24 protein-coding genes are annotated in these 24,359 nt (G+C 69.7%); 10 read left to right on the plus strand and 14 right to left on the minus strand.

All coding sequences use genetic code 11. From position 1 onward, the window contains the following. The 7 genes from DK254_RS26165 to DK254_RS26195 all read right to left on the minus strand — a co-directional run. A partial coding sequence (locus DK254_RS26165; protein ID WP_146219680.1) for an MJ0042-type zinc finger domain-containing protein occupies window positions 1-117 on the minus strand: 117 nt, incomplete at its 3' end. A 75-nt stretch (window positions 118-192) separates the two neighbouring features. After that, entirely contained in the window at window positions 193-1,071 is an 879-nt protein-coding gene (gene prmA / locus DK254_RS26170) for a 50S ribosomal protein L11 methyltransferase (RefSeq protein ID WP_109936157.1), read from the minus strand. A gap of 153 nt (window positions 1,072-1,224) precedes the next feature. Then, window positions 1,225-2,574: an acetyl-CoA carboxylase biotin carboxylase subunit gene (gene accC, locus DK254_RS26175; RefSeq protein ID WP_109936158.1), complete on the minus strand. Its 1,350-nt coding sequence runs from the start codon at window positions 2,572-2,574 to the stop codon at window positions 1,225-1,227. A 17-nt stretch (window positions 2,575-2,591) separates the two neighbouring features. Continuing rightward, window positions 2,592-3,056: an acetyl-CoA carboxylase biotin carboxyl carrier protein gene (accB, locus tag DK254_RS26180; protein WP_109936159.1), complete on the minus strand. Its 465-nt coding sequence runs from the start codon at window positions 3,054-3,056 to the stop codon at window positions 2,592-2,594. Between the two features lie 25 nt (window positions 3,057-3,081). After that, on the minus strand, window positions 3,082-3,525 hold the full coding sequence (gene aroQ, locus DK254_RS26185) for a type II 3-dehydroquinate dehydratase (protein WP_009613296.1): 444 nt from the start codon (window positions 3,523-3,525) through the stop codon (window positions 3,082-3,084). Window positions 3,526-3,666: 141 nt separating this feature from the next. Continuing rightward, window positions 3,667-5,523, minus strand: a complete 1,857-nt coding sequence (gene dsbD / locus DK254_RS26190; RefSeq protein WP_109936160.1) for a protein-disulfide reductase DsbD — start codon at window positions 5,521-5,523, stop codon at window positions 3,667-3,669. Window positions 5,524-5,979: 456 nt separating this feature from the next. Continuing rightward, window positions 5,980-7,593 (minus strand): PleD family two-component system response regulator, encoded by a 1,614-nt coding sequence (locus DK254_RS26195; RefSeq protein WP_109936161.1) that lies wholly within the window; start codon window positions 7,591-7,593, stop codon window positions 5,980-5,982. A 249-nt stretch (window positions 7,594-7,842) separates the two neighbouring features. Here DK254_RS26195 and DK254_RS26200 point away from each other — a divergent pair, with 249 nt between their 5' ends. From DK254_RS26200 to speA, 4 genes are all read left to right on the plus strand, one after another. Beyond that, window positions 7,843-8,910, plus strand: coding sequence for a DUF2333 family protein (locus DK254_RS26200; RefSeq protein ID WP_109936162.1), 1,068 nt, complete (start codon window positions 7,843-7,845; stop codon window positions 8,908-8,910). Beyond that, complete coding sequence (locus tag DK254_RS26205) at window positions 8,910-9,446, plus strand: NUDIX hydrolase (RefSeq protein ID WP_109936163.1); 537 nt, start codon at window positions 8,910-8,912, stop codon at window positions 9,444-9,446. Before DK254_RS26200 ends, DK254_RS26205 begins: the two co-directional genes overlap by 1 nt. A 313-nt stretch (window positions 9,447-9,759) precedes the next feature. After that, complete coding sequence (locus tag DK254_RS26210; RefSeq protein ID WP_109936164.1) at window positions 9,760-10,131, plus strand: translation initiation factor Sui1; 372 nt, start codon at window positions 9,760-9,762, stop codon at window positions 10,129-10,131. A gap of 232 nt (window positions 10,132-10,363) precedes the next feature. Next, window positions 10,364-12,277 carry an arginine decarboxylase gene (gene speA, locus DK254_RS26215; protein ID WP_109936165.1) on the plus strand — a complete coding sequence of 638 codons (1,914 nt, stop codon included), beginning with the start codon at window positions 10,364-10,366 and terminating at the stop codon, window positions 12,275-12,277. 240 nt (window positions 12,278-12,517) lie between these two features. Here speA and DK254_RS26220 read toward each other — a convergent pair whose 3' ends face one another. Next, window positions 12,518-13,936: a PLP-dependent aminotransferase family protein gene (locus tag DK254_RS26220; protein WP_109936166.1), complete on the minus strand. Its 1,419-nt coding sequence runs from the start codon at window positions 13,934-13,936 to the stop codon at window positions 12,518-12,520. Window positions 13,937-14,060: 124 nt separating this feature from the next. Here DK254_RS26220 and cbpA point away from each other — a divergent pair, with 124 nt between their 5' ends. Both cbpA and DK254_RS26230 read left to right on the plus strand, forming a co-directional pair. Next, complete coding sequence (gene cbpA / locus DK254_RS26225) at window positions 14,061-15,011, plus strand: curved DNA-binding protein (protein WP_109936167.1); 951 nt, start codon at window positions 14,061-14,063, stop codon at window positions 15,009-15,011. After that, the gene (locus DK254_RS26230; protein WP_109936168.1) at window positions 15,008-15,310 is read left to right on the plus strand and encodes a chaperone modulator CbpM; all 303 of its coding nucleotides are present in this window, start codon (window positions 15,008-15,010) and stop codon (window positions 15,308-15,310) included. Before cbpA ends, DK254_RS26230 begins: the two co-directional genes overlap by 4 nt. Window positions 15,311-15,692: 382 nt before the next feature. Here DK254_RS26230 and DK254_RS26235 read toward each other — a convergent pair whose 3' ends face one another. Continuing rightward, window positions 15,693-16,253, minus strand: coding sequence for an NADPH-dependent FMN reductase (locus tag DK254_RS26235; RefSeq protein WP_109936169.1), 561 nt, complete (start codon window positions 16,251-16,253; stop codon window positions 15,693-15,695). A gap of 184 nt (window positions 16,254-16,437) precedes the next feature. Here DK254_RS26235 and DK254_RS26240 point away from each other — a divergent pair, with 184 nt between their 5' ends. Then, on the plus strand, window positions 16,438-17,196 hold the full coding sequence (locus DK254_RS26240) for an NAD-dependent epimerase/dehydratase family protein (RefSeq protein WP_109936170.1): 759 nt from the start codon (window positions 16,438-16,440) through the stop codon (window positions 17,194-17,196). Beyond that, window positions 17,193-18,026, plus strand: a complete 834-nt coding sequence (locus tag DK254_RS26245; RefSeq protein ID WP_109936171.1) for an arylamine N-acetyltransferase — start codon at window positions 17,193-17,195, stop codon at window positions 18,024-18,026. The genes DK254_RS26240 and DK254_RS26245 overlap by 4 nt, the downstream gene beginning before the upstream one ends. Here the strand turns inward: DK254_RS26245 and DK254_RS26250 are convergent. The 4 genes from DK254_RS26250 to DK254_RS26265 all read right to left on the minus strand — a co-directional run bounded on the left by DK254_RS26250 (window position 18,023) and on the right by DK254_RS26265 (window position 20,930). Beyond that, the gene (locus tag DK254_RS26250; protein WP_109936172.1) at window positions 18,023-18,481 is read right to left on the minus strand and encodes a DUF2214 family protein; all 459 of its coding nucleotides are present in this window, start codon (window positions 18,479-18,481) and stop codon (window positions 18,023-18,025) included. The two genes, DK254_RS26245 and DK254_RS26250, sit on opposite strands and share 4 nt — an antisense overlap. A gap of 114 nt (window positions 18,482-18,595) precedes the next feature. Next, window positions 18,596-19,945, minus strand: coding sequence for an MATE family efflux transporter (locus DK254_RS26255; RefSeq protein ID WP_109936173.1), 1,350 nt, complete (start codon window positions 19,943-19,945; stop codon window positions 18,596-18,598). Window positions 19,946-19,997: 52 nt separating this feature from the next. Beyond that, entirely contained in the window at window positions 19,998-20,399 is a 402-nt protein-coding gene (locus tag DK254_RS26260) for a YkgJ family cysteine cluster protein (RefSeq protein ID WP_109937304.1), read from the minus strand. Window positions 20,400-20,480: 81 nt separating this feature from the next. Next, window positions 20,481-20,930, minus strand: a complete 450-nt coding sequence (locus tag DK254_RS26265; RefSeq protein ID WP_109936174.1) for a DMT family transporter — start codon at window positions 20,928-20,930, stop codon at window positions 20,481-20,483. Window positions 20,931-21,019: 89 nt separating this feature from the next. On the opposite strand from DK254_RS26265, the gene DK254_RS26270 reads away from it, so the two are divergent. After that, the gene (locus tag DK254_RS26270; protein ID WP_109936175.1) at window positions 21,020-21,454 is read left to right on the plus strand and encodes a polyketide cyclase; all 435 of its coding nucleotides are present in this window, start codon (window positions 21,020-21,022) and stop codon (window positions 21,452-21,454) included. A gap of 381 nt (window positions 21,455-21,835) precedes the next feature. Here DK254_RS26270 and DK254_RS26275 read toward each other — a convergent pair whose 3' ends face one another. Further along, window positions 21,836-23,863 (minus strand): NADPH-dependent 2,4-dienoyl-CoA reductase, encoded by a 2,028-nt coding sequence (locus tag DK254_RS26275; protein ID WP_109936176.1) that lies wholly within the window; start codon window positions 23,861-23,863, stop codon window positions 21,836-21,838. A 198-nt stretch (window positions 23,864-24,061) separates the two neighbouring features. On the opposite strand from DK254_RS26275, the gene DK254_RS26280 reads away from it, so the two are divergent. Continuing rightward, window positions 24,062-24,256, plus strand: coding sequence for a hypothetical protein (locus tag DK254_RS26280; RefSeq protein WP_109936177.1), 195 nt, complete (start codon window positions 24,062-24,064; stop codon window positions 24,254-24,256). The last annotated feature ends 103 nt before the right edge of the window (window positions 24,257-24,359 follow it).

Consider the following 24,359-nt stretch of genomic DNA (forward strand, 5'->3'; position numbering starts at 1 on the left):
GAACACCTTGAGGCAGGCGCCGCAGCGCACAGCGCCATTGGCCGCACCCAGCTGCGCCTGGTTGACGCGGAAACTGGTGAGGCAATGCGGGCACTGTGTGATGAAACTGTCGCTCATGCGGCGGTCCGGCGATAAACGGTCGCTTAGTCTAACTCAAGCCTCGGCGTGCGGGCAGTTGGCCGCCACCGCGGTTCAGCGGCGGCGGCCGCTGATGCGTACCCAGCCCTCGCGCTCGGCGGTGGGGTCCAGCTCGAAGGCGTCGGCGTAGGCGGCGCGGACTTCCTCGGCCTGTTCGGCGAGGATGCCCGACAGGGCCAGGCGGCCGCCCGGCTTGACCAGGGAAGTCAGCTGGCCTGCCAGTGAGACCAGGGGACCGGCGAGAATGTTCGCCACCACCACATCGGCCTGCCCGGCGGGCAGGTCGGCCGGCAGGTAGACCGGGAACAGCGCCGGGTCGATGCCGTTGCGCGTGGCGTTGTCGCGCGAGGCCTCCAGGGCCTGCGGGTCGATGTCGGTGCCCAGCGCCTGCCTGGCGCCCAGCAGCAGCGCGGCGATGGCGAGGATGCCGGAGCCGCAGCCGAAGTCCAGCACGGTGTCGCCGGCCAGCTCCTGGCCGTCCAGCCACTCCAGGCACAGCGCGGTGGTCGGGTGGGTGCCGGTGCCGAAGGCCAGGCCCGGGTCGAGCAGCAGGTTCACCGCGTCCGGCTCCGGCGCCTCGTGCCAGCTGGGCACGATCCACAGGCGGCGGCCGAAGCGCATCGGCTTGAAGTTGTCCATCCAGCTGCGTTCCCAGTCCTGGTCCTCGACCACTTCGACCTGGTGCCGGGGCAGCTCGCCGCCGGTCAGCAACTGCAGGTGCGCCAGCAGCGCGGCCTCGTCGGTGCCGTCCTCGAACAGGGCCAGCAGGTGGGTGTGGGTCCACAGCGGGGTGGTGCCCAGGTCCGGCTCGAAGATCGGCTGGTCCTCGGCATCCATGAAGGTCACCGAGACGGCGCCGACTTCCAGCAGCGCGTCCTCGTAGGTGGGCGCCTGCTCCGGGGTGATGGCGAGGCGGACTTGAACCCAGGGCATGAAAGGCTCCCTTCGGGAGCGGCTGCAGGCTTCAGGCTGCAGGCCGCAGGAAAAAGAAAGGGAGCGACCTTGGTCGCTCCCGTCGATAATCGTTCCAGGCCCAGGGGGCGACATACCGGCCTGTCGCCTGAAGCCTATAGCCTGTAGCCGATATCAGTGCTTGTCCATACCCAGCTTCTTCTCCAGGTAATGGATGTTCACGCCGCCCTTGCAGAATTCCTTGTCGCGGACCAGGTCCTTGTGCAGGTCGATGTTGGTCTTGATGCCGTCGACGATCAGCTCGTCCAGGGCATTGCGCATGCGCGCCATGGCTTCGTCGCGGTCCTTGCCGTAGGTGATCAGCTTGCCGACCAGCGAATCGTAGTTCGGCGGTACGGTGTAGCCGCTGTACAGGTGCGAGTCGACGCGCACGCCGTTGCCGCCGGGGGCGTGGAAGTGCTTCACCTTGCCGGGGCTGGGCATGAAGGTGCGCGGGTCCTCGGCGTTGATCCGGCATTCCAGGGCGTGGCCACGGATCACCACGTCTTCCTGGCGGACCGAGAGCTTCTGGCCGGAGGCGATGCGCAGCATCTCCTTGACGATGTCGATGCCGGTGACCATCTCCGACACCGGATGCTCCACCTGCACGCGGGTGTTCATCTCGATGAAGTAGAAGCGGCCGTTCTCGTAGAGGAACTCGAAGGTGCCGGCGCCACGGTAGCCGATCTCGACGCAGGCGCGAACGCAGCGCTCGAGGACTTCCGCACGGGCCTTCTCGTCGATGCCCGGTGCCGGCGCTTCTTCGAGGACCTTCTGGTGGCGGCGTTGCAGCGAGCAGTCGCGGTCGCCCAAGTGGATGGCGTTGCCCTGGCCGTCGGAGAGTACCTGGACTTCCACGTGGCGCGGGTTGGTCAGGAACTTCTCCAGGTAGACCATGGAGTTGCCGAAGGCGGCGCCGGCCTCGGTGCGGGTCAGCTTGGCCGACTTGATCAGGTCTTCCTCGCTGTGCACCACGCGCATGCCGCGACCACCACCGCCACCGGCGGCCTTGATGATCACCGGGTAGCCGACCTCGCGGGCGATCGCCAGGGCGGTCTCCTCGTCTTCCGGCAGCGGGCCGTCGGAGCCCGGCACGGTGGGCACGCCGGCTTTCTTCATGGCGTCCTTGGCCGAGACCTTGTCGCCCATCAGGCGGATCACGTCGGCGCTGGGGCCGATGAAGGTGAAGCCGGAACGCTCCACCTGTTCGGCGAAGTCGGCGTTCTCGGCGAGGAAGCCGTAGCCCGGGTGGATGCCGTTGGCGCCGGTGACTTCGGCAGCGGCGATGATCGCCGGGATGTGCAGGTAGGACTGCCCGGCCGGGGCCGGGCCGATGCACACGGCCTCGTCGGCCAGGGACAGGTGCATCAGCTCGCGGTCGGCGGTGGAGTGCACCGCGACCGTCTTGATGCCCAGCTCCTTGCAGGCGCGCAGGATGCGCAGCGCAATTTCGCCGCGGTTGGCGATCAGTACTTTATCCAACATCGCAGGTTCCCCGCGGCTTAGACGATGGTGAACAGCGGCTGGTCGTATTCGACCGGCTGGCCGCTTTCCACCAGGACCTGCCCGATGACGCCGCTGGTCTCAGCCTCGATGTGGTTCATCATCTTCATGGCTTCGACGATGCACAGGATGTCGCCTTTCTTCACGCTCTGGCCGACTTCGACGAAGGGCGCGGCGGTCGGCGACGGCGAACGGTAGAAGGTACCGACCATCGGCGAGCGGACGACGTTGCCGTTCAGCTGGGCGGCGGCCGGTGCGGCTTCGGCGGCCGGGGCGGCGGCGACCGGGGCGGGCGCCGCGGCCGGAGCCGGAGCGTAGGCCGGCGCGGCGGCGTAGATCGGCTGGGCGGCGGCCTTGCTGTGGCGGCTGATGCGTACCGACTCTTCGCCTTCGCGGATTTCCAGCTCGTCGATACCGGATTCTTCGAGCAGTTCGATCAGTTTCTTGACTTTACGGATGTCCATTAGCGTTCGCACTCCCAGGTGATGGTCACGGGCGTTCAAGTTGTTCGAGGGCGGATTCCAGGGCCAGGCGATAGCCTGTGGCTCCCAGGCCGCAGATCACCCCTACCGCCACGTCGGAGAAGTAGGAGTGATGCCGGAAAGGTTCACGTTTGTGCACGTTGGACAGGTGCACTTCGATGAATGGGATGCTCACCGCGAGCAACGCGTCACGTAGGGCGACACTCGTATGCGTGAAAGCCGCCGGATTGATGAGGATGAAGTCCACGCCTTCGCCGCGGGCGGCGTGGATGCGCTCGATCAGTTCGTACTCGGCGTTGCTCTGCAGGTACATCAGGTGATGGCCGGCCTCGCGGGCGCGGCGCTCCAGGTCCTGGTTGATCTGCTCGAGGGTGACCGAGCCGTAGACGCCGGGTTCGCGGGTGCCGAGCAGGTTCAGGTTGGGCCCGTGCAGGACCAGTAGGGTGGCCATCGGCTTATTGTTCTCTCGTCGCGCGGATTGGAAATTGGCCGGGACTATGCCGGAAACCGGTCGTGACTGTCCAGTCATGCCGGTTTTGCAGTAGATGTCGGCATGTTGCCTGATGATTGCTGCAGAAATATGAGGCGCGCTCTAGCGCGCGCCCGCCTGCCGCAGATGGGCGGCCAGGGTGGCCGCGTTGGTCTCGCCGACGATGCGCAGGTCGCTGTGTTCCTGGCCGCCCGCGGCGAACAGCAGCAGCGCCGGCGGGCCGAACAGGTTGTAGCGGTCGAGCAGGGCGCGCTGCTCGGCGGTGCTCTCGGTCATGTCGAAGCGCAGCAGCCGGTAGCCGGCCAGTTGCGCCTGGACGTCGGCATCCGGCAGCACCTGGCGCTCGATGATCTTGCAGCTGATGCACCAGTCGGCGTACCAGTCCAGCAGCACCGGGCGGCCATTGGCGCTGGCATCGGCCAGGGCGGCATCGAGCTGCGCCGGGGTGGTCAGGTTCTGCCACTGGCCGGGCGTCGAGCTGGGCGGCCCGGCGTGGCTGGAGGGTTCGGAGCGGCCCAGCGGGTGCAGCGGGTCGGATTCGCCGCGCAGGGCGCCGGCCCAGGCCGCCAGGGCGTAGACCAGGAACATCAGGCCCAGCAGCTGGGCGCCGCGTTGCAGCGGCGTCTTGTTCACCAGCTCCAGGGTGCCCAGGGCGATGGCCACGCCGCCGGCCAGGGCGCCCCACAGGGCCAGGCTCACCGGACCGGAGAGCACCCGCTCCAGCAGCCAGATGGCCACCGCCAGCAGCAGCACGCCGAAGAAGTTGCGCACGCCGGTCATCCAGGCCCCGGATTTCGGCAGCACGGCGCCGCCGCCGGCGCCGAAGATCACCAGCGGGGTGCCCATGCCCAGGCCCAGGGCGAACAGCAGCAGGCCGCCGCCCAGGGCGTCGCCGGTGCTGCCGATGTACAGCAGCAGGCCGGCCAGGGGCGCCGAGACGCAGGGCGAGACCAGCAGGCTGGAAAGCACGCCGAGGGTGGCCGCGCCGGCGATGGAGCCGCCGCGGGTGTCGGCCGCCATGCGGTCCAGGCGCTCGCGCAGGAAGCCCGGCAGGCGCAGTTCGAAGACGCCGAACATGGCGATGGCGAAGGCCACGAAGAAGGCCGCGAAGGGCACCAGCACCCAGGGCGACTGCAGCATCGCCTGCAGGTTGAGCCTGGCGCCGAACAGCCCCATGAGCGCGCCGAGCACGGCGTAGCACACCGCCATCGGCAGCACGTAGGCCAGCGACAGGGTGAAGCCGCGCATGCCGCCCGGGCGCCCGCGCAGCACCACGCCGGAGAGAATCGGCAGCATCGGCAGCACGCAGGGGGTGAAGGTCAGCGTCAGGCCGGCGAGGAAGGCGATCAGCAGGCCGCGGTCGAGCTTCTTGATCTTGCCGCTGCCTTCGCCCTTGAGCAGCGCCAGCAGGTCGTCGACCACCGCCGGCTCGCCGGAATCCACGGCGGCCCTGGCCGCGGCGGCGGGCTTGGCGCCGAGGCTGGCCTCGCCGCTGGCGGAGACCTGCACCTGGGCGGTTTCCGGGGCGTAGCACAGGCCCTTGTCGGCACAGCCCTGGTAGGTGACGGTGAGGCGGTAGGGCAGCTTCCGCGGGTTGTTCACCGGCACCCTGACGTCGGTGATGGCGTAGTAGACCTGGGAGTCGCCGAAGTAGTCGTCGTGGTGGGCCTTGCCCGGCGGCAGCTGCACCTCGCCGAGGCTGACCTCGGCCGGCTCGACCTGGAACTTCATGCGGTGGCGGTAGAGGTAGTAGCCCTCGGCGTTGACGAAGCGCAGCAACACCTGCTGGGCGTCGCTGTCCTCGACGCTCAGGTGGAAGGCCTCGGCCACCGGGAGGAACTTGCCGTCGGCCGGCGCCGTGGCGCCGAAGCCGGGGGCGGCGGGGGCCGGTTTGTCGAACAGGCCGGCCGTGGCGGGCAGGGCGACCAGGAACAGGAGCAGGGTCAGCAGGCGGCGCATGGAACTCTCGCGGGCTTTCTGGGTGGCGGCATGATAGCCGAATGCGCCCGGCCCCTGGCCACCCCGGCGGGGCCGGCTGTGACAAGACGTGAGCGACCGCACTGCGACCGGCGCGCGCCGCCGGGGTTCCCGGGCCTGCGGCAATCGGGCGCGCAAGTGCTTGCCGGCTGCGTCGAAATGCTTTTAGTAGGAGCGAGCTTGCTCGCTCCTACTAAAAGCCGTGCGTGTGGGCCGATGGGGGGCGGAGTCGCGATGGGTATCGCTTCGCTCAACCCATCCCACGGGGCGTCGTGGTTGAGTCTGGCGCGCTCTTCAAGGGCGCTTCGTGCCCATCACCGAGCGGGGCATGGCTAAGGTCAAGCGGCGGATAACCGCGAACGGTTATGCGCCCTACGCCGAGCCCACCCCCGGCGTAGGGCGGATAACGCCTACGGCGTTATCCGCCGATCCGCGGGATCAGGCGAACACCTCGACGCGGTTGCGTCCGCCGTGCTTGGCGCGGTACAGCGCCTCGTCGGCGCGCCGGGCCAGGACGGTGACGTCCTCGTCCCGGCCCAGCTGGGCGATGCCGCAGCTGAAGGTGCAGGCCAGGTCGGCGGGCTTGGCCGGGTAGCGGATCTCGGCGAAGCGCTGGCGGATTTCCTCCAGCACCTTGTGCGCCGCCGTGCTGTCGGTGTCCGGCAGCACCACGGCGAATTCCTCGCCGCCGTAGCGGCCGATGTGGTCGGTCTTGCGCAGGCGCTGCTTGAGGAACAGCGCCAGGCTCTTGATCACCCGGTCGCCCATGGGGTGGCCGTAGCTGTCGTTGACCTTCTTGAAGTGGTCGATGTCGAGCATGGCGAAGGTCAGCGGGCGGCCCTCGCGGCGCGAGCGGTAGCTGGCGTCTTCCAGCAACTGCAGGGTGTGGGTGTGGTTGTACAGCCCGGTGAGGCTGTCGCGCACCATGCGCGCCTTGAGGCTGCGCGCCCGCGCCGCGCGGTTGCGCACGGTGGCGATCAGGTGGCGCGGCTTGATCGGCTTGGTGAGGAAGTCGTCGCCGCCCTCGCTCATGGCGTCCAGCTGCTTGTCCAGGTCGTCCTCGGCCGACAGGTAGATGATCGGCACGCTGACGTGGCGCTCGTGCTGGCGGATCACCTTGGCCAGCTCGGTGCCCAGGCATTCGGGCATGTACATGTCGAGGATGATCAGGTCGGGCTGGAACTCGGCCAGCTCGGCCATCACCGACAGCGGCGCGGTGAGCGCGCGGGTGACGACGCCGGCGCCGTTGAGGACCATCTCGGTGTGCGCCGCCTGGGCCCGCGAGTCGTCGACGATGAGCACGCGGAAGGGGTCGTAGTGGGCGACGCGGGTGAGCAGCTCGATCTTCTCCAGCACCCCGGAGGCGTCCAGGGTGCCGCTGAAGAACTCCTGGCCACCGGCGCGGGCCGCGGCCAGGCGCGTCGGGGTGTCGGTTTCCTCGTGGCTGAAGAACAGCACCGGCAGCTTGTGCGTCAGGCCCGCCTGCACCTCCTCGGCCAGGGCCAGGCCGAGGCCTGCGCCAGCGAAGTCGACCTCCATCAGCAGCGCCGCCGGGTGGCGCTCGGCCATGGCTGCGCGGAAGGCCGCGGCGTTCTCGCACAACTGCGCGTGGACGCCGAAGAACTCCAACTGCTGGGCCAGGCGCTCGGCGCGCTCGGCGTCCTGCAGGGCCAGGTAGACCGGCTTGCGCAGCGGCGGCAGCTGGGTGTGCTCGAGCTGGTCGCCATGCCGCAGGCCGGTGCGCGACAGGCGCAGCATCAGCTGGGCGAACTCGTTGATCAGCTCGCTGGACAGGCGCCCGCGGTTTTCCGCCACGGCGTCCAGCCCGGCGCCGATGGCGGCGGCCAGCTGGGCGTGTTCGGCCTGCTCGAAGCGTTCGGCGTAGCGCTGCAGGCGCAGGGCGGCCTCGCGCAGGTCGAGCATGCCGCTGGCGGTCCATTCCGAGCGGCTCAGCTGCTGCCAGATCTCCAGCACGTGCCGGGCCTGGTGGATCACCCGCTGGGCGAAATGGTGTTTCAAGCGATCACGGGTCGGATCGTCGTGCTCGGTCATGGCGCGCTTCTTGTGGGGGCTGACGCGGTGGCGAGAGTCGCCGGAGCGATGATGGCATCATGCTACCATTTGCCGCTGGCAATTCCAGTGATGTCGGTCAAGGATCGCCACGCGTGCCATGCAGAGGGTAGGCTGCCCTTAGGGCGCCGACTGCGGCATGCTAGTGCGCCTGGATCGCGGCATCGTCCGGCACCTGTGGCGAGGCTGGCGGTCCAACCTCTTTCCGTTAGTCGAACCAAGGACTTTGCCATGTGGAACTGGAAGAATCGCGGCGGCTCGGTGCGCGAGCGCGTCGACGACAGGGTTGACGATGTGCGCGCCTACTTCGGCGGGCCCTGGCTGGCGCGCGTGGTGGGCGGGCTGCTGGGCGCCTACCTGGTGGTCGCCGGCCTGGTCGGCTGGTACTGGAGCCGCGAGCCGGACCTGTTCCCCGTGCAGCAACACGCCCAGCAGGCCGCCGAGCGCGCCGGGCGGCAGATGGTGGTGGGCTACACCACCGTGGAAACCCTCAAGGAAGTGGTCAGCACCGTGCTGAACAAGCCGGGCGGCTACCTGTCCAACGACATCTTCCCGCCGGGCCTGTGGCTGGACAACATGCCCAGCTGGGAATACGGCGTGCTGGTGCAGACCCGCGATCTGTCCCGCGCCCTGCGCAAGGACTTCGCCCGCTCGCAGTCGCAGTCCACCGAGGACGCCGACCTGGCCCGCGCCGAGCCGCGCTTCAACTTCGACAATAAAAGCTGGGCGCTGCCGTCCTCCGAGTCGGAGTACGCCGAGGGCATCAAGTCCCTGGACCGCTACCTGGCGCGGCTTTCCGCCGAGCAGCCGAGCGCGCAGTTCTATGCCCGCGCCGACAGCCTGAACAACTGGCTGGGCGACGTCTCCACCCGCCTGGGCTCGATGTCCCAGCGGCTCTCGGCCAGCGTCGGCCGGGTCAAGCTCAACACCAACATCAATGCCGCCGCGCCGCTGGCCCCCGGGCAGGCGCCGCAGGTCGACGAGGAACTGCAGGAAACCCCCTGGCTGCAGATCGACAACGTGTTCTACGAGGCCCGCGGCCAGGCCTGGGCGCTGTCGCACATCCTGCGCGCCATCGAGGTCGACTTCGCCGACGTGCTGGCGAAGAAGAACGCCACCGTCAGCGTGCGGCAGATCATCCGCGAGCTGGAAGCCACCCAGGAACCGCTGTGGAGCCCGATGGTGCTCAACGGCGGCGGCTTCGGCGTGCTGGCCAACCACTCGCTGGTGATGGCCAACTACATCTCCCGGGCCAACGCCGCGATCATCGATCTGCGGCAGCTGCTGGCGCAGGGCTGATGGACCTCGTCAGCGCCGCCGAGGCCGCCCACCGGCTGGCCTCGGACCGGGAACTGATCGCCTGGGTGGACGAGCGCGACCAGTTGCTGGGCGAGCTGCCGCGCGCCCAGCTGCGCGAGCGCGGGCTGATCGGCCGCGGCACCTTCATCCTGCTGTTCGACGGCGCCGGGCAGCTCTGCGTGCACCGCCGCAGCCTGAGCAAGGCGGTGTACCCGGGCTACTGGGACGCCGCCGCCGGCGGCATGGTCCAGGCCAGCGAGAGCTACGCCCTGTCGGCCCGCCGCGAGCTGGAGGAAGAACTGGGCGTGGCCGGCGTGGAGCTGCGCGAGCATGGCACCTTCTTCTTCGACGAGCCGGGTAATCGGTTGTGGTGCGCGGTGTTCTCCGCCACCTGGGACGGGCCGCTGAAGCTGCAGCCGGAAGAGGTGCTGGAGGCGCGCTTCGTCGCGCCGGGGGTGGCTTTGGAGGAGGCTGGTGCCGGGGCTTTGTACTGTCCGGACTCTTTGCAGGCTTTGAGGCTTTATTTGGCTTCTTGAGCGGCAGGCGGCAGGCGGCAGGCTGCAAGCGGAAAGCTGAAGAGCCCCTCACCCCGGCCCTCCCCCGCAAGCGGGAGAGGGCCGGGGTGAGGGTGCTTTTTGAGGGTGCCATGGGGGCATGTCGCCAATCCGCCGATCAATGACGCATTTCCACTCTTAGCATTTGCCTCCAATGCTGGTAAATTGCGCGACCTTTCCGCCCGGGTCCTCCGGCGGGAATGCGCAGCCCCTGCCTGAGTGGGGCGTCGCGGTCGGCGCCAGCCGATCATTCGTTGACCTGGCCCTTAGAGGCCAATCCTGGGGAAAACGCCCGGTGGTCAAGAAAGCATCCTCCCTGTCCGCCCTCGGCGGGCTCGTCTACTCCACCGATGCGGGCCGGCATTGCCCGGACTGCAAGCAGCCCATTGGCGCCTGCACCTGCAAGCAGTCCGTGGTCCCGGCCGGCGATGGCATCGCCCGCGTGCGCCGCGAGACCAAGGGCCGCGGCGGCAAGACCGTGACCACGGTCAGCGGCGTGCCCCTGGCCGAAGATGCCCTCAAGGAACTGGCCAGCGCGCTGAAGAAGCGTTGCGGCACCGGCGGCGCGCTGAAGGACGGCATCATCGAGATCCAGGGCGACCACGTCGAGCTGCTCCTCGAAGAGTTGGCCAAGCGCGGCTTCAAGGCTAAGAAATCCGGCGGCTGATTCGTCTCTCCCCTGCAGGGAACGGGTTAGGCAGCGGCGCACGGCGCCGGCATGCCGGCCAGCCCGTTCCCTAGATGGGAGATGCGCCGCGCTCGCGAGTTCGCCACGCTTTCCTAAACTACCGCCAGAGATGGCGGTCAACACGGCAACGTCATACCCGACGTATAGGCTTGTTGCGTCCGCGCGCTACCCGCGCCGGGCGCTCGACTTTCTTTTCAGGAGACACCCGCGCATGGCCGCAAGACGGACCCGCAAAGACGACGGCAGCAACTGGACGGTGGCGGACAGCCGCAGCATCTACGGTATCCGCCATTGGGGCGCCGGCTATTTCGCGATCAACGACGCCGGCAACGTCGAGGTGCGCCCGCAGGGTGCCGACGCCCAGCCGATCGACCTGCACGCGCTGGTCGGCCAGTTGCGCGAGGCGGGCCTGTCGCTGCCGCTGCTGGTGCGCTTCCCGGACATCCTGCAGGACCGCGTGCGCAAGCTGACCGGCGCCTTCGACGCCAACATCGCGCGCCTGGAGTACGGCAGCCGCTACACCGCGCTGTACCCGATCAAGGTCAACCAGCAGGAAGCGGTGGTGGAAAGCATCATCGCCACGCAGAACGTCTCCATTGGCCTTGAGGCCGGTTCCAAGCCCGAGCTGATGGCGGTGCTGGCGCTGGCGCCCAAGGGCGGGACCATCGTCTGCAACGGCTACAAGGACCGCGAGTTCATCAAGCTGGCGCTGATGGGGCAGAAGCTCGGGCACAATGTCTTCATCGTCATCGAGAAGGAGTCCGAGGTGCAGCTGGTGATCGAGGAGGCCGAGCACGTCGGCGTGCTGCCGCAGGTCGGTCTGCGCGTGCGGCTGTCCTCGCTGGCGTCCTCGAAGTGGGCCGACACCGGCGGCGAGAAGGCCAAGTTCGGCCTGTCCGCCGCGCAGCTGCTGTCGGTGGTCGAGCGCTTCCGCAAGGCCGGCCTGGACCAGGGCGTGCGCCTGCTGCACTTCCACATGGGCTCGCAGATCGCCAACCTGGCCGACTACCAGCACGGCTTCAAGGAAGCCATCCGCTACTACGGCGAACTGCGCGCCCTCGGCCTGCCGGTGGACCACGTGGACGTCGGCGGCGGCCTGGGCGTGGACTACGACGGCACCCACTCGCGCAACGCAAGCTCGATCAACTACGACATCGACGACTACGCCGGCGTGGTGGTGGGCATGCTCAAGGAGTTCTGCGACGCCCAGGGCCTGCCGCACCCGCACATCTTCTCCGAGAGCGGCCGCGCGCTGACCGCGCACCACGCGGTGCTGATCACCCAGGTCACCGACGTCGAGCGGCACAACGACGAGCTGCCGAAGATCACCGACCGCGCCGAGCAGCCGGAGATCGTCCAGTACCTGGCCGACCTGCTGGGCCCGACCGACGCCGAGATGGTCACCGAGACCTACTGGCGCGCCACCCACTACATGAGCGACGCCGCCAGCCAGTACGCCGAGGGCAAGATCAGCCTGGCCCAGAAGGCCCTGGCCGAGCAGTGCTACTTCGCCATCTGCCGGCGCCTGCACAACCAGCTCAAGGCCCGCCAGCGCTCGCACCGCCAGGTGCTCGACGAGCTCAACGACAAGCTCGCCGACAAGTACATCTGCAACTTCTCGGTATTCCAGAGCCTGCCCGACACCTGGGCCATCGGCCAGGTGCTGCCGATCCTGCCGATCCACCGCCTGGGCGAGGAGCCGGACCGCCGCGCGGTGCTGCAGGACCTGACCTGCGACTCCGACGGCAAGATCACCCAGTACGTCGACGAGCAGAGCATCGAGACCAGCCTGCCGGTGCACGACGTGAAGGAAGGCGAGGACTACCTGATCGGCGTGTTCCTGGTCGGCGCCTACCAGGAAATCCTCGGCGACATGCACAACCTGTTCGGCGACACCGACTCGGTGAACGTCTACCAGGACGCCGACGGCAGCTTCCACCACGCCGGCATCGAGACCCACGACACCATCGAGGACATGCTGCGCTACGTGCACCTGTCGCCCGAGGAACTGATGACCCACTACCGCGACAAGGTGGCCGGGGCCAAGCTCACCGCCCGCGAGCGCACCCAGTTCCTCGACGCGCTGCGCCTGGGGCTGACGCGCTCGGCGTACCTGTCGTCCTGACGGTGTTCCTAGTAGGAACGGTAGGTGGGGCAGCGTAGGAGCGGACTCTGTCCGCGATTTCGTAGGGCGAATAACCGTTCGCGGTTATCCGCCGATTGACCTTGGCCATAGGCGCGCACTGGATTCAACCTCGGAGCCGCTTCCGGGCTGGCCTGGGGTCTGGCCTGGGGTGTCCAGCCCAGCCGTGGCGCGTGGGATAAGTGAGGTGTAGCGGCGTATAACCGCGAACGGTTATACGCCCTACGTTTCCATTACCCCCGCCACGCGCCTGGCCAATTCGGTTGCCTGCCGCTCGTCTTTTACATTGGTGAAACTCATCACCAGTGCCGGTTCGCGCTTCGCCTCTACGCACCAATTGTTCAACGCCTGTAAGCCCAGGCCGGCTTCCCGGGCGCGGGCGGCGATGGCCTTGTCGTCGCCGTCGATGCGGCCGATCAGGTGCAGGCCGCCGGGCAGCTCGGCGAAGCGCATGCGTTCGCCCAGGCGCCGCTCCAGCGCGCTGCGCAGCAACTGCCGGCGCTGCGCGTAGAGCGTGCGGGTGCGCTTGAGGTGGCGGGCGAAGTGGCCCTCGCTGATGAAATCGCACAGCGTCGCCTGCTGCAGCTCGGCGCAGCCGTTGGCGAAGGTCTGCTGGCTGCGCACGAAGCGCGCCAGCAGCGCTTCGGGCACCACCAGGTAGCCCAGGCGCAGGGCCGGGAACAGCACCTTGCTGAAGGTCCCGGCGTAGAGCACGCGGCCCTGGCGGTCGAGGCTCTTCAGCGCCGGCAGCGGGAAGCCGGCGTAGCGGTACTCGCTGTCGTAGTCGTCCTCGACTATCCAGGCCCCGGCCTGGGCCGCCCAGTCCAGCAAGGCCAGGCGCCGCGGCAGGCTCAGGGCCACGCCGGTGGGGCTCTGCTGCGAAGGGGTGACCAGGGCGAAGCGGGCGTCCGGCGCACGGCGCAGGCCTTCCTCCACGCACAGGCCGTCGGCGTCCACCGGCACCGCCACCGGTGCTGCGCCGGACGCGGCCATCAGCTGGCGCCCGCGCGGGTAGCCGGGGTCCTCGTGCCAGACGGCATCGCCTGGCTGCAGCAAGGTGCGGCTGATGAGGTCCAGCGCGCCCTGGTAGCCGGCGCAGATCAGCACCTGCGCCGGCTCGCAGGCGATGCCGCGGGACACGTTGAGGTAACCGGCCAGCGCCTCGCGCAGTGGCGCGTAGCCGCAGGGATCGGGGTAGGCCAGCTCGACACTGGTGCCATGGCGCAGGCGGCGCCCGGCCAGGCGCGACCAGAGCGAGCGGGGGAAGGCGTCCAGCGCCGGCAGGCCGAGCTGCAGCGGCAGCACCTGCGGGCCGTGGGCGATCAGCCCGGGGAACACCTGCTCGGCCTGGGGCGCCAGGCGCGCCGGGCGTTCGGCGCTGCGCCCGGCCAGTTGCGGCGACACCACGGTGCCCGCCGGGCCGCGGGCCAGCAGGTAGCCTTCGCTGGTCAGCAACTGGTAGGCCAGTTCCACGGTGCCGCGGGCCACGCCCAGCTCGCTGGCCAGGCCGCGCACCGGCGGCACCCGCTCGCCCGGGCGCAGGGTGCCGCGGGCGATGGCCTCGCGGATGCGCTCGTAGAGCTGGCGGTAGATCGGCTGCGCCAGGCTTGGGTCCAGGCGCAGGGCGAGGGGCTCGGTCATGGCCTGGTTCGCTGCGGGCATTGGGGATAAATGACTATGCCATGACGCGGATCAGCCGTCGCGAGCGGACGACTGCCGCGCCAGCGGCTAGGCTTGCAGTTCCAGACCCGGGAGCAGCAAGGCGATGGATTTCAAGGATTACTACGCGGCGCTGGGCGTGGCGCCGGACGCCGACGAGAAGGCGATCAAGACCGCCTACCGCAAACTGGCGCGCAAGTACCACCCCGACGTCAGCAAGGAACCGGACGCCGAAGCGCATTTCAAGGAAGTCTCCGAGGCCTACGAGGTGCTCAAGAGCCCCGAGAAGCGCGCCGAGTACGACCAGTTGCGCCAGTACCAGCAGGGCGGCCATTTCGAGGCACCGCCGGGCTGGCAGCCGTCCGGCGGCTTCGAGGGCGCCGAGCATTTCCAGGAGCAGGACTTCTCCGACTTCTTCGAATCGATCTTCGGTGCCCATGCCGGCCCGCAGGCCCATCGCCGGCGGGAAAGGCGCGGCCGCGACATCGAGCTGGAGGTGCCGCTGTTCCTCGAGGAGAGCCAGTCCGGCGAGCCGCAGCCGATCCGCTTCAGCCTGCCCAGCTACGACGAGCAGGGCCGGCGCCTGCCCGACGTGGAGAAGACGCTGAAGGTGCGCATCCCGCCCGGCGTGGTGGATGGCGAGCGCATCCGCCTGAAGGGGCAGGGCGCGGCGGGGCTGGGCGGCGCGCCGGCCGGCGACCTCTACCTGATCATCCGCCTGGCGCCGCACCCGCTGTTCGACGTCGACGGCCGCGACCTCGTCCTCGGCGTACCGCTGGCGCCCTGGGAAGCGGCGCTGGGGGCGAAGATCGAGGTGCCGACGCTGAACGGCCGCATCGCCCTGGGCGTGCCGCCGGGCAGCCAGAACGGCCAGCGCCTGCGCATCCGCGGCAAGGGCCTGGCCGGCAAGGGCGGGGACGCCGCCGGCGACCTCTACGCGGTGCTCAAGGTGGTGATGCCCAAGGGCGCGCCCGAGGGCGAGACGCGCAAGCACTGGGAAGAACTGGCCGCCCGCGCGGCCTTCGATCCACGCAGCCAGTGGGGTAAACGGCCATGAGCGAGATACTGCTGAGCCTGGAGCTGGAAGAGCTCTGCGAGGGCGCGCGGTTGCCGCGCGAGACGCTGCTGGAGATAGTCGAGGTGGGCATCGTCGAGCCCCTGGAGCGGCGTGGCGACACCTGGCTGTTCAGCGTCGAGTCGCTGACCCTGGTGCGCCGCGCGGTACGCCTGCAGCGCGAGTTCGAGGTGGACTGGCCGGGCATCGCCCTGGCCTTGCGCCTGCTCGACGAGGTGGAGCAACTGCGCACCGACAACGCCCGCCTGCGCCAGCGCCTGGCGCGTTACGAGGAAGATTGAAGGGGCGGGGAGGCCGCCCCGCCCCACATTCCCCATGTAGGAACGGGAGGCGCGGTATTCCTCCCCGTAGGAGCGGACCTTGTCCGCGATAGCCGGACGTATCGGCGCGGATCGCGGATGAGATCCGCTCCTACGCTGCCCCACCCGCGCCATTCAAATGTAGGAGCGCGCCCTACGCGCGAATCGCGGGCAGGGCCCGCTCCTACAGGTTGCCGGGAGGCGCGGTATTCTTCCCCGTAGGAGCGGACCTTGTCTGCGATAGCCGGACGTATCGGCGCGGATCGCGGATGAGATCCGCTCCTACGCTGCCCCACCCGCGCCATTCAAATGTAGGAGCGCGCCCTGCGCGCGAATCGCGGGCAGGGCCCCTACAATTCGCGATTCAGGCCCCGGCGATCTTCTCCACCCAGCGGGCATAGCTGTCGATGATGGTCTGCAGGAAGGGCCCGACCTGGTCGTTGGCCTTGCCGGCGGCGTCGAAGAAGTTGCCGGCGCCGCCCAGGTAGGTTTCCGGCTGCTGCATGCAGGGCACGTCGAGGAACACCAGCGACTGGCGCAGCGCGTGGTTGGCGCCGAAGCCGCCGATGGCCCCCGGCGAGACGCTGACCACCCCGCCCGGCTTGCCGCCCCAGGCGCTCTTGCCATAGGGGCGCGAACCCACGTCGATGGCGTTCTTCAGCGCCCCCGGCACCGAGCGGTTGTATTCCGGGGTGACGAACAGCACCGCGTCGGCGCGGCGGATGCGCTCGCGGAAGGGCGCATAGCTGGCCGGGGCGTTGTCGCCGTCCAGGTCCTCGTTGTACAGCGGCAGCTGGCCGATCTCGACGATCTCCAGCTTCAGGTTCGCCGGAGCCCGCTCGGCCAGGGCCAGGGCCACCTTGCGGTTGAGGGATTCCTTGCGCAGGCTGCCGACCAGCACGGCGACGTCGAAGACTTTGCTCATGGTGTTTCCTTGTTGCGAGGGGAGTCGGGAACCTTCGTTATAGACGAGAAATGTGGCATTCGCGGGGGCGCTGCGCGGATCGGTCGCGCGAGCATGTCCCAGTCTGTTGATCGATTCTTGGCTCTGTCGACTGTGCCATGGCGCACCTAGAGTGGCCCCATCCACCCCCAGACGAGATGCGGACATGTGCACGAGAATCTTCTTCGCCGGCGCCACCGGCGCCGTGGGCAGGCGCCTGCTGCCCCTGCTGCTGGCGCGCGGCTACCGGGTGCTGGCGAGCAGCCGTGACCCGGCCCGGGCCGAGGCCCTGCGCGCGGCCGGCGCCGAGGCCTTGGTGCTGGACATCTTCGATGGCGCGGCGCTGGAGAGTGCCATGCTGGAGTTCCGCCCGCAGTGGGTGATGCACCAGCTCACCGACCTGCCGCCAGGCCTGGACCCGGCGCGCATGGCCGAGGCCACGCCGCGCAACGCCCGGGTGCGCCGCGAAGGCACCGCCAACCTGGTGGCCGCGGCCCGCGCCGCCGGGGCCCGGCGCCTGGTGGCGCAGAGCATCGCCTGGGCCTATGCGCCGGGGCCCTTGCCGCACCACGAGCGGCAGCCGCTGGACCTGGCGGCCGATGGCCCCCGCGCCATCAGCGTCGGCGGCGTCGCCGCGCTGGAGAACGCCGTGCTCGGCGCCGCGCCCCTGGAAGGCCTGGTGCTGCGCTACGGGCGCCTGTACGGCCCGGGCACCGGCTTCGACGAACCCGACCCGCGCCTGGCCCTGCACGTCGACGACGCCGCCCGCGCCGCGTTGCTGGCGCTGGAGTGGGGCGCACCCGGGTGCTACAACCTGGCCGAGCAGGACGGCGAAGTCAGCACCGCACTGGCGCGCCACCGGCTCGGCTGGCAACCGGGCTTTCGCCTGGAGGCCCACGCCATGACCCAAGGAGAAACCCCATGACCCCGCTCACCCCCTTCGCGCCGCAGCAGTTGCAGGCCTGCCTGGCGCGCCTGGGCCTGCCGCCGCAGGCGCCGGCCGCGACCCTGGAGACGCTCGAGCGCCTGGTCGACGCCGCGCTGCACCACCTGCCCTTCGAGAACCTCGACGTGCTGCTGGAGCGGCCCGTCGCCATCGAGCCGGAGGCGGTTTTCGCCAAGGTCGTCGAGGGCGGCCGCGGCGGCTACTGCTTCGAGCTGAACAGCCTGTTCGCGCGCCTGCTGGTCAGCCTCGGCTACCGCGTCAGCCTGCTGGTGGCGCGGGTGCGCTGGGGCATGCCGGCGGAGGTCGAGCGCACCCAGCAGAGCCACCTGCTGCTGCGCATCGAGCTGGAGGAGGGGCCCTACCTGGCGGACGTCGGCTTCGGCGGCGCCAACCCGTCACGGCCGCTGCCGCTGGTGATCGGCGAGGAACTGCCCGGCGGCTGGCGCATCGCGCCCCACGACGGCGACGAACTGGAGCTGGCGCTGCACACCGCCAGCGGCTGGCAGGCGCTGTACCGCTTCACCTTGCAACCGCAGTACTGGGTCGATTACCTGCCGCGCAACTGGTACACCTCGACCCATCCCGACAGTGTGTTCCGCAAGAGCCTGCGGGTGGCGCTCAGCGAGGGCGGCATGCGCCTGACCCTGCTCGACGGCCAGTTCGGCTGGCGCGATGCCCGGGGCAACGCCGAGCAGCGGCGCATCCTCGACGTCGACGAGCTGATCGAGGTGCTGCGCGGGCGCTTCCATCTGCGCCTGCCGCCGGCCACCGGCGAGGCGCTGCGCGAGCGCCTGGCGCGGCTGCTCTAGCTACCGGTCATGCCGATGCCGTGGGCCATCAGGCTGGCCAGCAGCGGCAGGATCAGCATCGCCAGCAGCTCGATGCGGATCACCAGGGTCACCCGCCGGCCCTGGGCCTCGCCGACCTGCGGGGCCTGGCCGGCCTTGAGCGCGTTGCGCCAGTTGAGGAAGGTCATGGTCGGGTAGATGGACAGCAGCGCCACCAGCACGAACAGGCCGACCAGGGCATGGAAGGCGGCGTTGTGCAGGTAGTAGTCCAGGCCCTTGGCGAACCACAGGGTGCGGGCGATGCCGCTGAGCAGCACGACGCCGGCGCTGGCGCCGTAGGCCAGGTCGATGATCACCAGGCTGCGGGCGCGCTTGGCGTCCAGCGGCAGCTGGAACAGGCGGTGCTCCAGCACCAGCAGGGCGAACATCACGAAGATGGAGACGAAGTGCAGGTAGGCAACCAGGGCTGAGGCCATGTCGTGGGGTCCTTGTCAGGCATGGGCCGTGGTCGCGGCCACGGCTTCGTTGTCATAGGCGCGATCGCGAATGCGCCGCCTCGCACTGTAGAGCGCGGCGGCGGCGCCTGCCAGTCAGGTGGAGGGCACGCCCACCCAGGCGTTGCGGCGCGTCAGCCGCCAGGCGTAGAGGGCCAGGATCAGCCCGCGCAGCAGCATGAAGCACAGGAACGCCAGCCACAGCCCGTGGTTGCCCAGCGGCTGCAGCAGCCAGCCCAGCGGCAGGCTCACGGCGCAGGCCAGGAGCATGGCGTTGCGCATCTCGCGGGCGCGGGTGGCGCCGATGAACAGGCCGTCGAGCAGGTAGCTCCACATGCCGATCAGCGGCAGCACGGCGAGGTAGGGCAGGTACTGGTCGGCCACCGCGCGCACCTCGGGGATGTCGCTCTGCAGGGCGATGAACAGGTGCCCGGCGCTGCCGAAGAACAGCACGAAGGCCAGGCTGGCCAGCAGCGACCAGCCGCAGGCGACCACCAGCGAGCGGCGCAGCGTGCGGCGGTCGCCGCTGCCGATGGCATGGCCGCACAGGGCCTCCACCGCGTGGGCCAGGCCGTCGAGGGCGTAGGAGGTGATCATCAGGCCGTTGAGCAGCAGGGCGTTGGCCGCCACCGTGGCGTCGCCCAGGCGCGCGCCCTGCACGGTCACCAGGAAGAACACACCCTGCAGCGCCAGGCTGCGGATGAAGATGTCGCGGTTGACCATCAGCAGCGGCGCCCAGCTGGCCCAGCGGCGCAGACGGCGCCAGTCCGGCACCCCGGGGAAGCGCCCCAGCGCGCCGCGGGCCAGCCACAGGCCGAGCAGTGCGCCGCTCCACTCGGCGATCACCGAGGCCTGCGCGGCGCCGGCCACGCCCCAGCCCAGGCCGAGCACGAAGAGCAGTTCCAGGGCGATGTTCACCAGGTTGGTGGTCAGCAGGATGGCCAGCGGCCCGCGGGCGTTCTGCGTGCCCAGCAGCCAGCCGATCAGCGCATAGCTGGCCAGGGCCGCGGGCAGGCCGAACAGGCGGATGTGGAAGAACTGCCGGGCCAGGCCGTCGAGTTCCGGCGAGGCGTTCATCAGGCCCATGGCCGCGGGCGTCAGCGGCACCGCCAGCAGGCCCAGCAGCAAGGCCAGGCCCATCGCCAGCAGCAGGCCCTGGCCGAGGATGCGCCGCAGCGCGCCGCCGTCGTCGCGCCCGGCGGCCTGGGCGGCGAAGCCGGTGGTGCCCATGCGCAGGAAGCCGAGCACGCCCACCAGCAGGGTGTACAGGCTGCCGCCCACGGCCACGGCGCCCAGCTGGTGGGCATGGGGCAGGTGGCCGATGACCGCGCTGTCGACCAGGGTCACCAGCGGCACGGATACGTTGGACAGGATCATCGGCGCGGCCAGCGCCCAGACCCGCCGGTGGGTCGGGCGATCGCGCCAGGCGTCGCTCAGTGGGTTCATGCAGGGCTCCGGAACAGCGCCGCAGTATAGCGGGGCCGCGGCGCCCGCGGTCCTACACCTGCTTCTTGCGGTAGGCGCAGTAGCCCGGGCGCGGGCCCACCTGCGGGTGGTTGCGGCAGGTGTCCGGGCGCTTGGCGTAGACGGTGCACAGGCGCGTCTTGCGGTCCAGGTACAGGCAATCGCCGTTGCTGCTGCGGGTGAGGGTGAAGATGCCGCTCTTCTGGTTGAAGCGCTCGATCAGGCCTTCCTTGCTCAGGCGCTTGGCGATGTTCTTCGCCGGCTCCTCGCGCTCGAACTCGTCCACCACGCCCAGGCGGATGAGGTCGCCGATGCGCACTTCCACCGGCATGGTGCAGCAGCTGGCATGGCAGTCGCGGCACAGGCCCGAGCTGTACTTGGCCCAGGTTTCCAGGCGGTCGAGGTCGGCGTCGGCGATCAGCGGCGGTTTTCTCATGGCGGCGGCACGGTGCGTTGCGGGGCGCGCAATCATAGTGACCTCGACGGCGGATTGCGCGCGCTTTCGACGAAATGGCGCTCAGCCCTTGCGGATCAGCCAGATGCCCACGCCGATGGCGGCCAGGCCGGCGAGCTTCATGGCGCTGACCGGGTTCTCCTTGAAGCCGGCCCAGCCGAAGTGGTCCAGGCTCATGGCCATGCCCAGCTGGCCGGCCAGCACCAGCACCATGAACAGCAGGGCGCCCACCCGCGGCGCGGCGAAGGCGGCGATGAAGATGAAGAACATGCCGAGGAAGCCGCCGCACCAGTGCCACCAGTGCAAAGAGCGCAGCGCCTGCAGGGCGGGGAACTCGCGGTTGGCCAGGGTCAGCACCAGCAGGCCGAGGGTGCCGACGAAGAAGGAGATCAGCGCGGCGGCCAGCACGCTGGACACCTGCTTGGCCAACTGGCCGTTGATGCCCGCCTGCAGCGGCAGGCAGGCGCCGGCGATCAGCGGCAGGACGAACATCCACCAGGGCGGCGTGGGCATGGGGTACTCCTTGGCAGTCGAAGCGAAAAGAACAGCCGGCTAGTATGCACCAGACCGGAGCAACGCTCCCGCCTCGCTGGAGAGAAACCATGGGCACCTTCGCTTCCCGCACCCTGGCCGTGCGCATCGAGCGCCCCTGGCAGGTGGCCTACGACTTCCTCGCCGAACCGCGCAACTTCCCGCGCTGGGCCTCGGGCCTGTGCAGCGCCATCGAGCCGCTGGACGATGATCACTGGCTGGCGCAGACGCCGCAGGGGGCGCTGCGGGTGCACTTCTCGCCACGCAACCCGTTCGGCGTGCTGGACCACGACGTGCTGCCGGACGACGCGCCACCGGTGCACATCCCCCTGCGCCTGATCGCCAACGGCGACGGCTGCGAACTGCTGCTGACCCTGCTGCGCCAGCCGGCGATGGACGACGCCACCTTCGCGCGCGACGCGCAGTGGGTGGAAAAGGACCTGGGGGCGATCAAGGCGCTGCTGGAGTCCGAGGAGCTACCCTGGCCGATGGGGTGGTCGCCGTGACCGGGTTGGTGCTTCGAGGTTGAACGCCGTGCATGCCTGGGGCCAAGGTCAGGCGGCGTATAACCGCGAACGGTTATACGCCCTACGCCACTTGTAGGCGTCGCTGCTTTTCGTAGGAGCGAGCTTGCTCGCGAATGGGGTTTTCCGGTTGCTCTTGAGCTGGGTTTGAGCACGTTCCCTCTCCCCAGCCCTCTCCCTGAAGGGAGAGGGGGCTTGTCCGTGCCGGCGGGGAATAAGGTTTTAACCGGGAAACATGGAGGTGTTTTCGGCTGACTCAGGACTAATCAAGCACGCCGAACGGTCCCCTCTCCCTTCAGGGAGAGGGTTAGGGAGAGGGCGCTCTTCGGAACCGCACCAAGCCCCCCAACGAAACACACCCCCTCACAACCGCGCCGCCAACTCCGCCCCCTCGCGTATCGCCCGCTTGGCGTCCAGCTCCCGCGCCAGGCGGGCGCCGCCGATGATGTGGTGGCGTAGGTTCTCCGCGGCCTGGGTGGGTTGCAGTTCCAGCAGCGGTTCCTGGCCGGCGCAGATCACCACGTTGTCCACCTCCAGGCACTGCTCGCGGCCTTCCACGCGGATGTGCAGGCCGGCGTCGTCGATGCGCAGGTATTCCACGCCGCCCAGCATCCGCACCTGGTGGTGTTTCAGGTGGGCGCGGTGCACCCAGCCGCTGGTCTTGCCCAGGCCGGCGCCGGGCGTGCCCGGCTTGCGCTGCAGCAGCCACAGCTGGCGCTTCGGCTCGGCCGGGGTGGGTTGGCGCAGGCCGCCGGGGGTGCTGTTGTCCAGGTCGATGCCCCATTCGCCCAGCCACTGGCCCAGCGGCTGCGGGCCTTCGCCCTCGGCGAGCAGGTAGCTGGCGACGTCGAAGCCGATGCCGCCGGCGCCGATCAGCGCCACCCGCCTGCCCACCGGCGCGCCCTTCAGCACGTCCAGGTAGCCGAGCACCCTGGGATGGCCGATGCCCGGCAGCTTCAGTGCCCGCGGGCGGATGCCGGTGGCGACTATCACCTCGTCGAACTGCCCCTGCAGCTCGCCGCGGGCGATGCGCCGGTTCAGTTGCAGGTCCACGCCCAGCTCGGCCAGGCGCCCGGCGAAGTAGCGCAGGGTTTCGCCGAACTCTTCCTTGCCGGGGATGCGCCTGGCCAGGTTGAACTGCCCGCCGATCTCGCCGCTGGCCTCGAACAGGCTGACGCGGTGGCCGCGCTCGGCCGCCACGCAGGCCGCCGAGAGCCCGGCCGGCCCCGCGCCTATCACGGCGATGCGCTTGGGCTGGCGCACCTTGCGGTAGCGCAGCTCGGTCTCGTGGGCGGCGCGCGGGTTGACCAGGCAACTGGCGCGGCGGTTGGCGAAGGCATGGTCGAGGCAGGCCTGGTTGCAGGCGATGCAGGTGTTGATGCGCCCGGGCTGGCCGGCGGCGGCCTTCTGCACGAACTGCGGGTCGGCCAGCAGCGGCCGGGCCAGGGAGACCAGGTCGGCCTGGCCGCTGGCGAGCAGCGCCTCGGCCACTTCCGGGGTGTTGATGCGGTTGCTGGCGATCAGCGGGATGCGCAGTTCGCGGCGCAGGCGCGCGGTCACCTCGGCGAAGGCCGCCCGCGGCACCGAGGTGACGATGGTCGGCACCCGCGACTCGTGCCAGCCGAAGCCGCTGTTGAGCACATCGACGCCGGCCTCCTGCAGCGCCAACGCCACCTGGCGCACCTCGTCCCAGGTGTTGCCGCCTTCCACCAGGTCGAGCAGCGACAGGCGGAAGCCGATGACGAAGCGCTCGCCCAGCGCGCGGCGGATGCGCCGGACGATCTCCAGCGGCAGGCGCGTGCGGTTCTCCAGGCTGCCGCCCCAGCGGTCGCGGCGGCGGTTGCCGCGCGGGCAGAGGAACTGGTTCAGCAGGTAGCCTTCGCTGCCCATGATCTCCACGCCGTCGTAGCCGGCGGCGCGGGCCAGGCGCGCGCAGCGGCTGAAGGCGGCGATGGTGCGGGCGATGCCGCGCTCGGACAGCTCGCGCGGGGCGAACCAGCTGATCGGCGACTTGAGCGCCGAGGCCGAGACCACCAGCGGGTGGTAGCCGTAGCGCCCGGCGTGGAGGATCTGCAGCAGGATGCGCCCGCCCTCGGCGTGCACCGCCCGGGTCAGGCGGCGGTGCGCCGGCACCTGCAGGCTGCTGGTGAGGTCGCTGCCCAGCGGCAGCAGCCAGCCCTCGCGGTTGGGCGCGAAGCCGCCGGTGACGATCAGCCCCACGCCGCCGCGGGCGCGCTCGCGGTAGTAGGCGGCGAGCTTGCCGAAGTCCCACAGGCGGTCCTCCAGGCCGGTGTGCATGGAGCCCATCACCACGCGGTTGCGCAGGTGCAGCGGGCCGATCTGCAGCGGGGCGAGCAGGTGGGGGTAGGGGCTGGCGTCGGTGGCGTGCATGCTGGCCTCATCGGCAGGGCGATGACGGCACCATAGGAAGTTGCGCGGCGCCGGTGAACGGCCCGGCTGACGGCCGCGCCGGGCATTTGGGCCAAGCCGCCGCGCTTGACAGCCGGCGTGGCGGGCACACACTGGAAAGAGCGGGAAGGCAGCTTTCGCCATCCCCGGTTCCTTGACCGGCTTCCGCGGGAGGTTGTCATGAACGGCACAAGAAGAAAGCACCTGCGGCACTACCGCCACTACCTGCTCGCCGCGCTGCTGGGCCTGCTCCTGCTGGGCCTGCACGAGACCGTCAACCAGGACCTGCAGCCCTCCTGCCTGGGCGACGACGGCCAATTGATCTGTTCCTACCCCTCGCGTACCGATTTGCAGGTACTGCTTTATTTCCGCTGAGCAGGCCTGCGCGGGCTGACGTGGGTCAGGGAAGCGGCTCGGCCTTTTCAGGCAGAGTGCTCGGCCGCGCCTGCTGGCGCTGCCTGGCGCAATGCGTCAGGTT

It is taken from the genome of Pseudomonas sp. RW407, from assembly GCF_003176655.1.
Taxonomy (GTDB): domain Bacteria; phylum Pseudomonadota; class Gammaproteobacteria; order Pseudomonadales; family Pseudomonadaceae; genus Pseudomonas; species Pseudomonas delhiensis.

Coding starts and splice junctions, on each gene's coding strand:
- dsbD (WP_109936160.1), bottom strand. CDS start 5,523: ATGCGCCGCCTGCTGACCCTGCTCCTGTTCCTGGTCGCCCTGCCCGCC.
- DK254_RS26280 (WP_109936177.1), top strand. CDS start 24,062: ATGAACGGCACAAGAAGAAAGCACCTGCGGCACTACCGCCACTACCTG.
- DK254_RS26195 (WP_109936161.1), bottom strand. CDS start 7,593: ATGACCGAGCACGACGATCCGACCCGTGATCGCTTGAAACACCATTTC.
- DK254_RS26250 (WP_109936172.1), bottom strand. CDS start 18,481: ATGGCCTCAGCCCTGGTTGCCTACCTGCACTTCGTCTCCATCTTCGTG.
- DK254_RS26220 (WP_109936166.1), bottom strand. CDS start 13,936: ATGACCGAGCCCCTCGCCCTGCGCCTGGACCCAAGCCTGGCGCAGCCG.
- DK254_RS26260 (WP_109937304.1), bottom strand. CDS start 20,399: ATGAGAAAACCGCCGCTGATCGCCGACGCCGACCTCGACCGCCTGGAA.
- cbpA (WP_109936167.1), top strand. CDS start 14,061: ATGGATTTCAAGGATTACTACGCGGCGCTGGGCGTGGCGCCGGACGCC.
- DK254_RS26205 (WP_109936163.1), top strand. CDS start 8,910: ATGGACCTCGTCAGCGCCGCCGAGGCCGCCCACCGGCTGGCCTCGGAC.
- speA (WP_109936165.1), top strand. CDS start 10,364: ATGGCCGCAAGACGGACCCGCAAAGACGACGGCAGCAACTGGACGGTG.
- DK254_RS26265 (WP_109936174.1), bottom strand. CDS start 20,930: ATGCCCACGCCGCCCTGGTGGATGTTCGTCCTGCCGCTGATCGCCGGC.
- accC (WP_109936158.1), bottom strand. CDS start 2,574: ATGTTGGATAAAGTACTGATCGCCAACCGCGGCGAAATTGCGCTGCGC.
- prmA (WP_109936157.1), bottom strand. CDS start 1,071: ATGCCCTGGGTTCAAGTCCGCCTCGCCATCACCCCGGAGCAGGCGCCC.
- DK254_RS26245 (WP_109936171.1), top strand. CDS start 17,193: ATGACCCCGCTCACCCCCTTCGCGCCGCAGCAGTTGCAGGCCTGCCTG.
- DK254_RS26270 (WP_109936175.1), top strand. CDS start 21,020: ATGGGCACCTTCGCTTCCCGCACCCTGGCCGTGCGCATCGAGCGCCCC.
- DK254_RS26230 (WP_109936168.1), top strand. CDS start 15,008: ATGAGCGAGATACTGCTGAGCCTGGAGCTGGAAGAGCTCTGCGAGGGC.
- DK254_RS26240 (WP_109936170.1), top strand. CDS start 16,438: ATGTGCACGAGAATCTTCTTCGCCGGCGCCACCGGCGCCGTGGGCAGG.
- accB (WP_109936159.1), bottom strand. CDS start 3,056: ATGGACATCCGTAAAGTCAAGAAACTGATCGAACTGCTCGAAGAATCC.
- DK254_RS26200 (WP_109936162.1), top strand. CDS start 7,843: ATGTGGAACTGGAAGAATCGCGGCGGCTCGGTGCGCGAGCGCGTCGAC.
- DK254_RS26275 (WP_109936176.1), bottom strand. CDS start 23,863: ATGCACGCCACCGACGCCAGCCCCTACCCCCACCTGCTCGCCCCGCTG.
- DK254_RS26235 (WP_109936169.1), bottom strand. CDS start 16,253: ATGAGCAAAGTCTTCGACGTCGCCGTGCTGGTCGGCAGCCTGCGCAAG.
- aroQ (WP_009613296.1), bottom strand. CDS start 3,525: ATGGCCACCCTACTGGTCCTGCACGGGCCCAACCTGAACCTGCTCGGC.
- DK254_RS26255 (WP_109936173.1), bottom strand. CDS start 19,945: ATGAACCCACTGAGCGACGCCTGGCGCGATCGCCCGACCCACCGGCGG.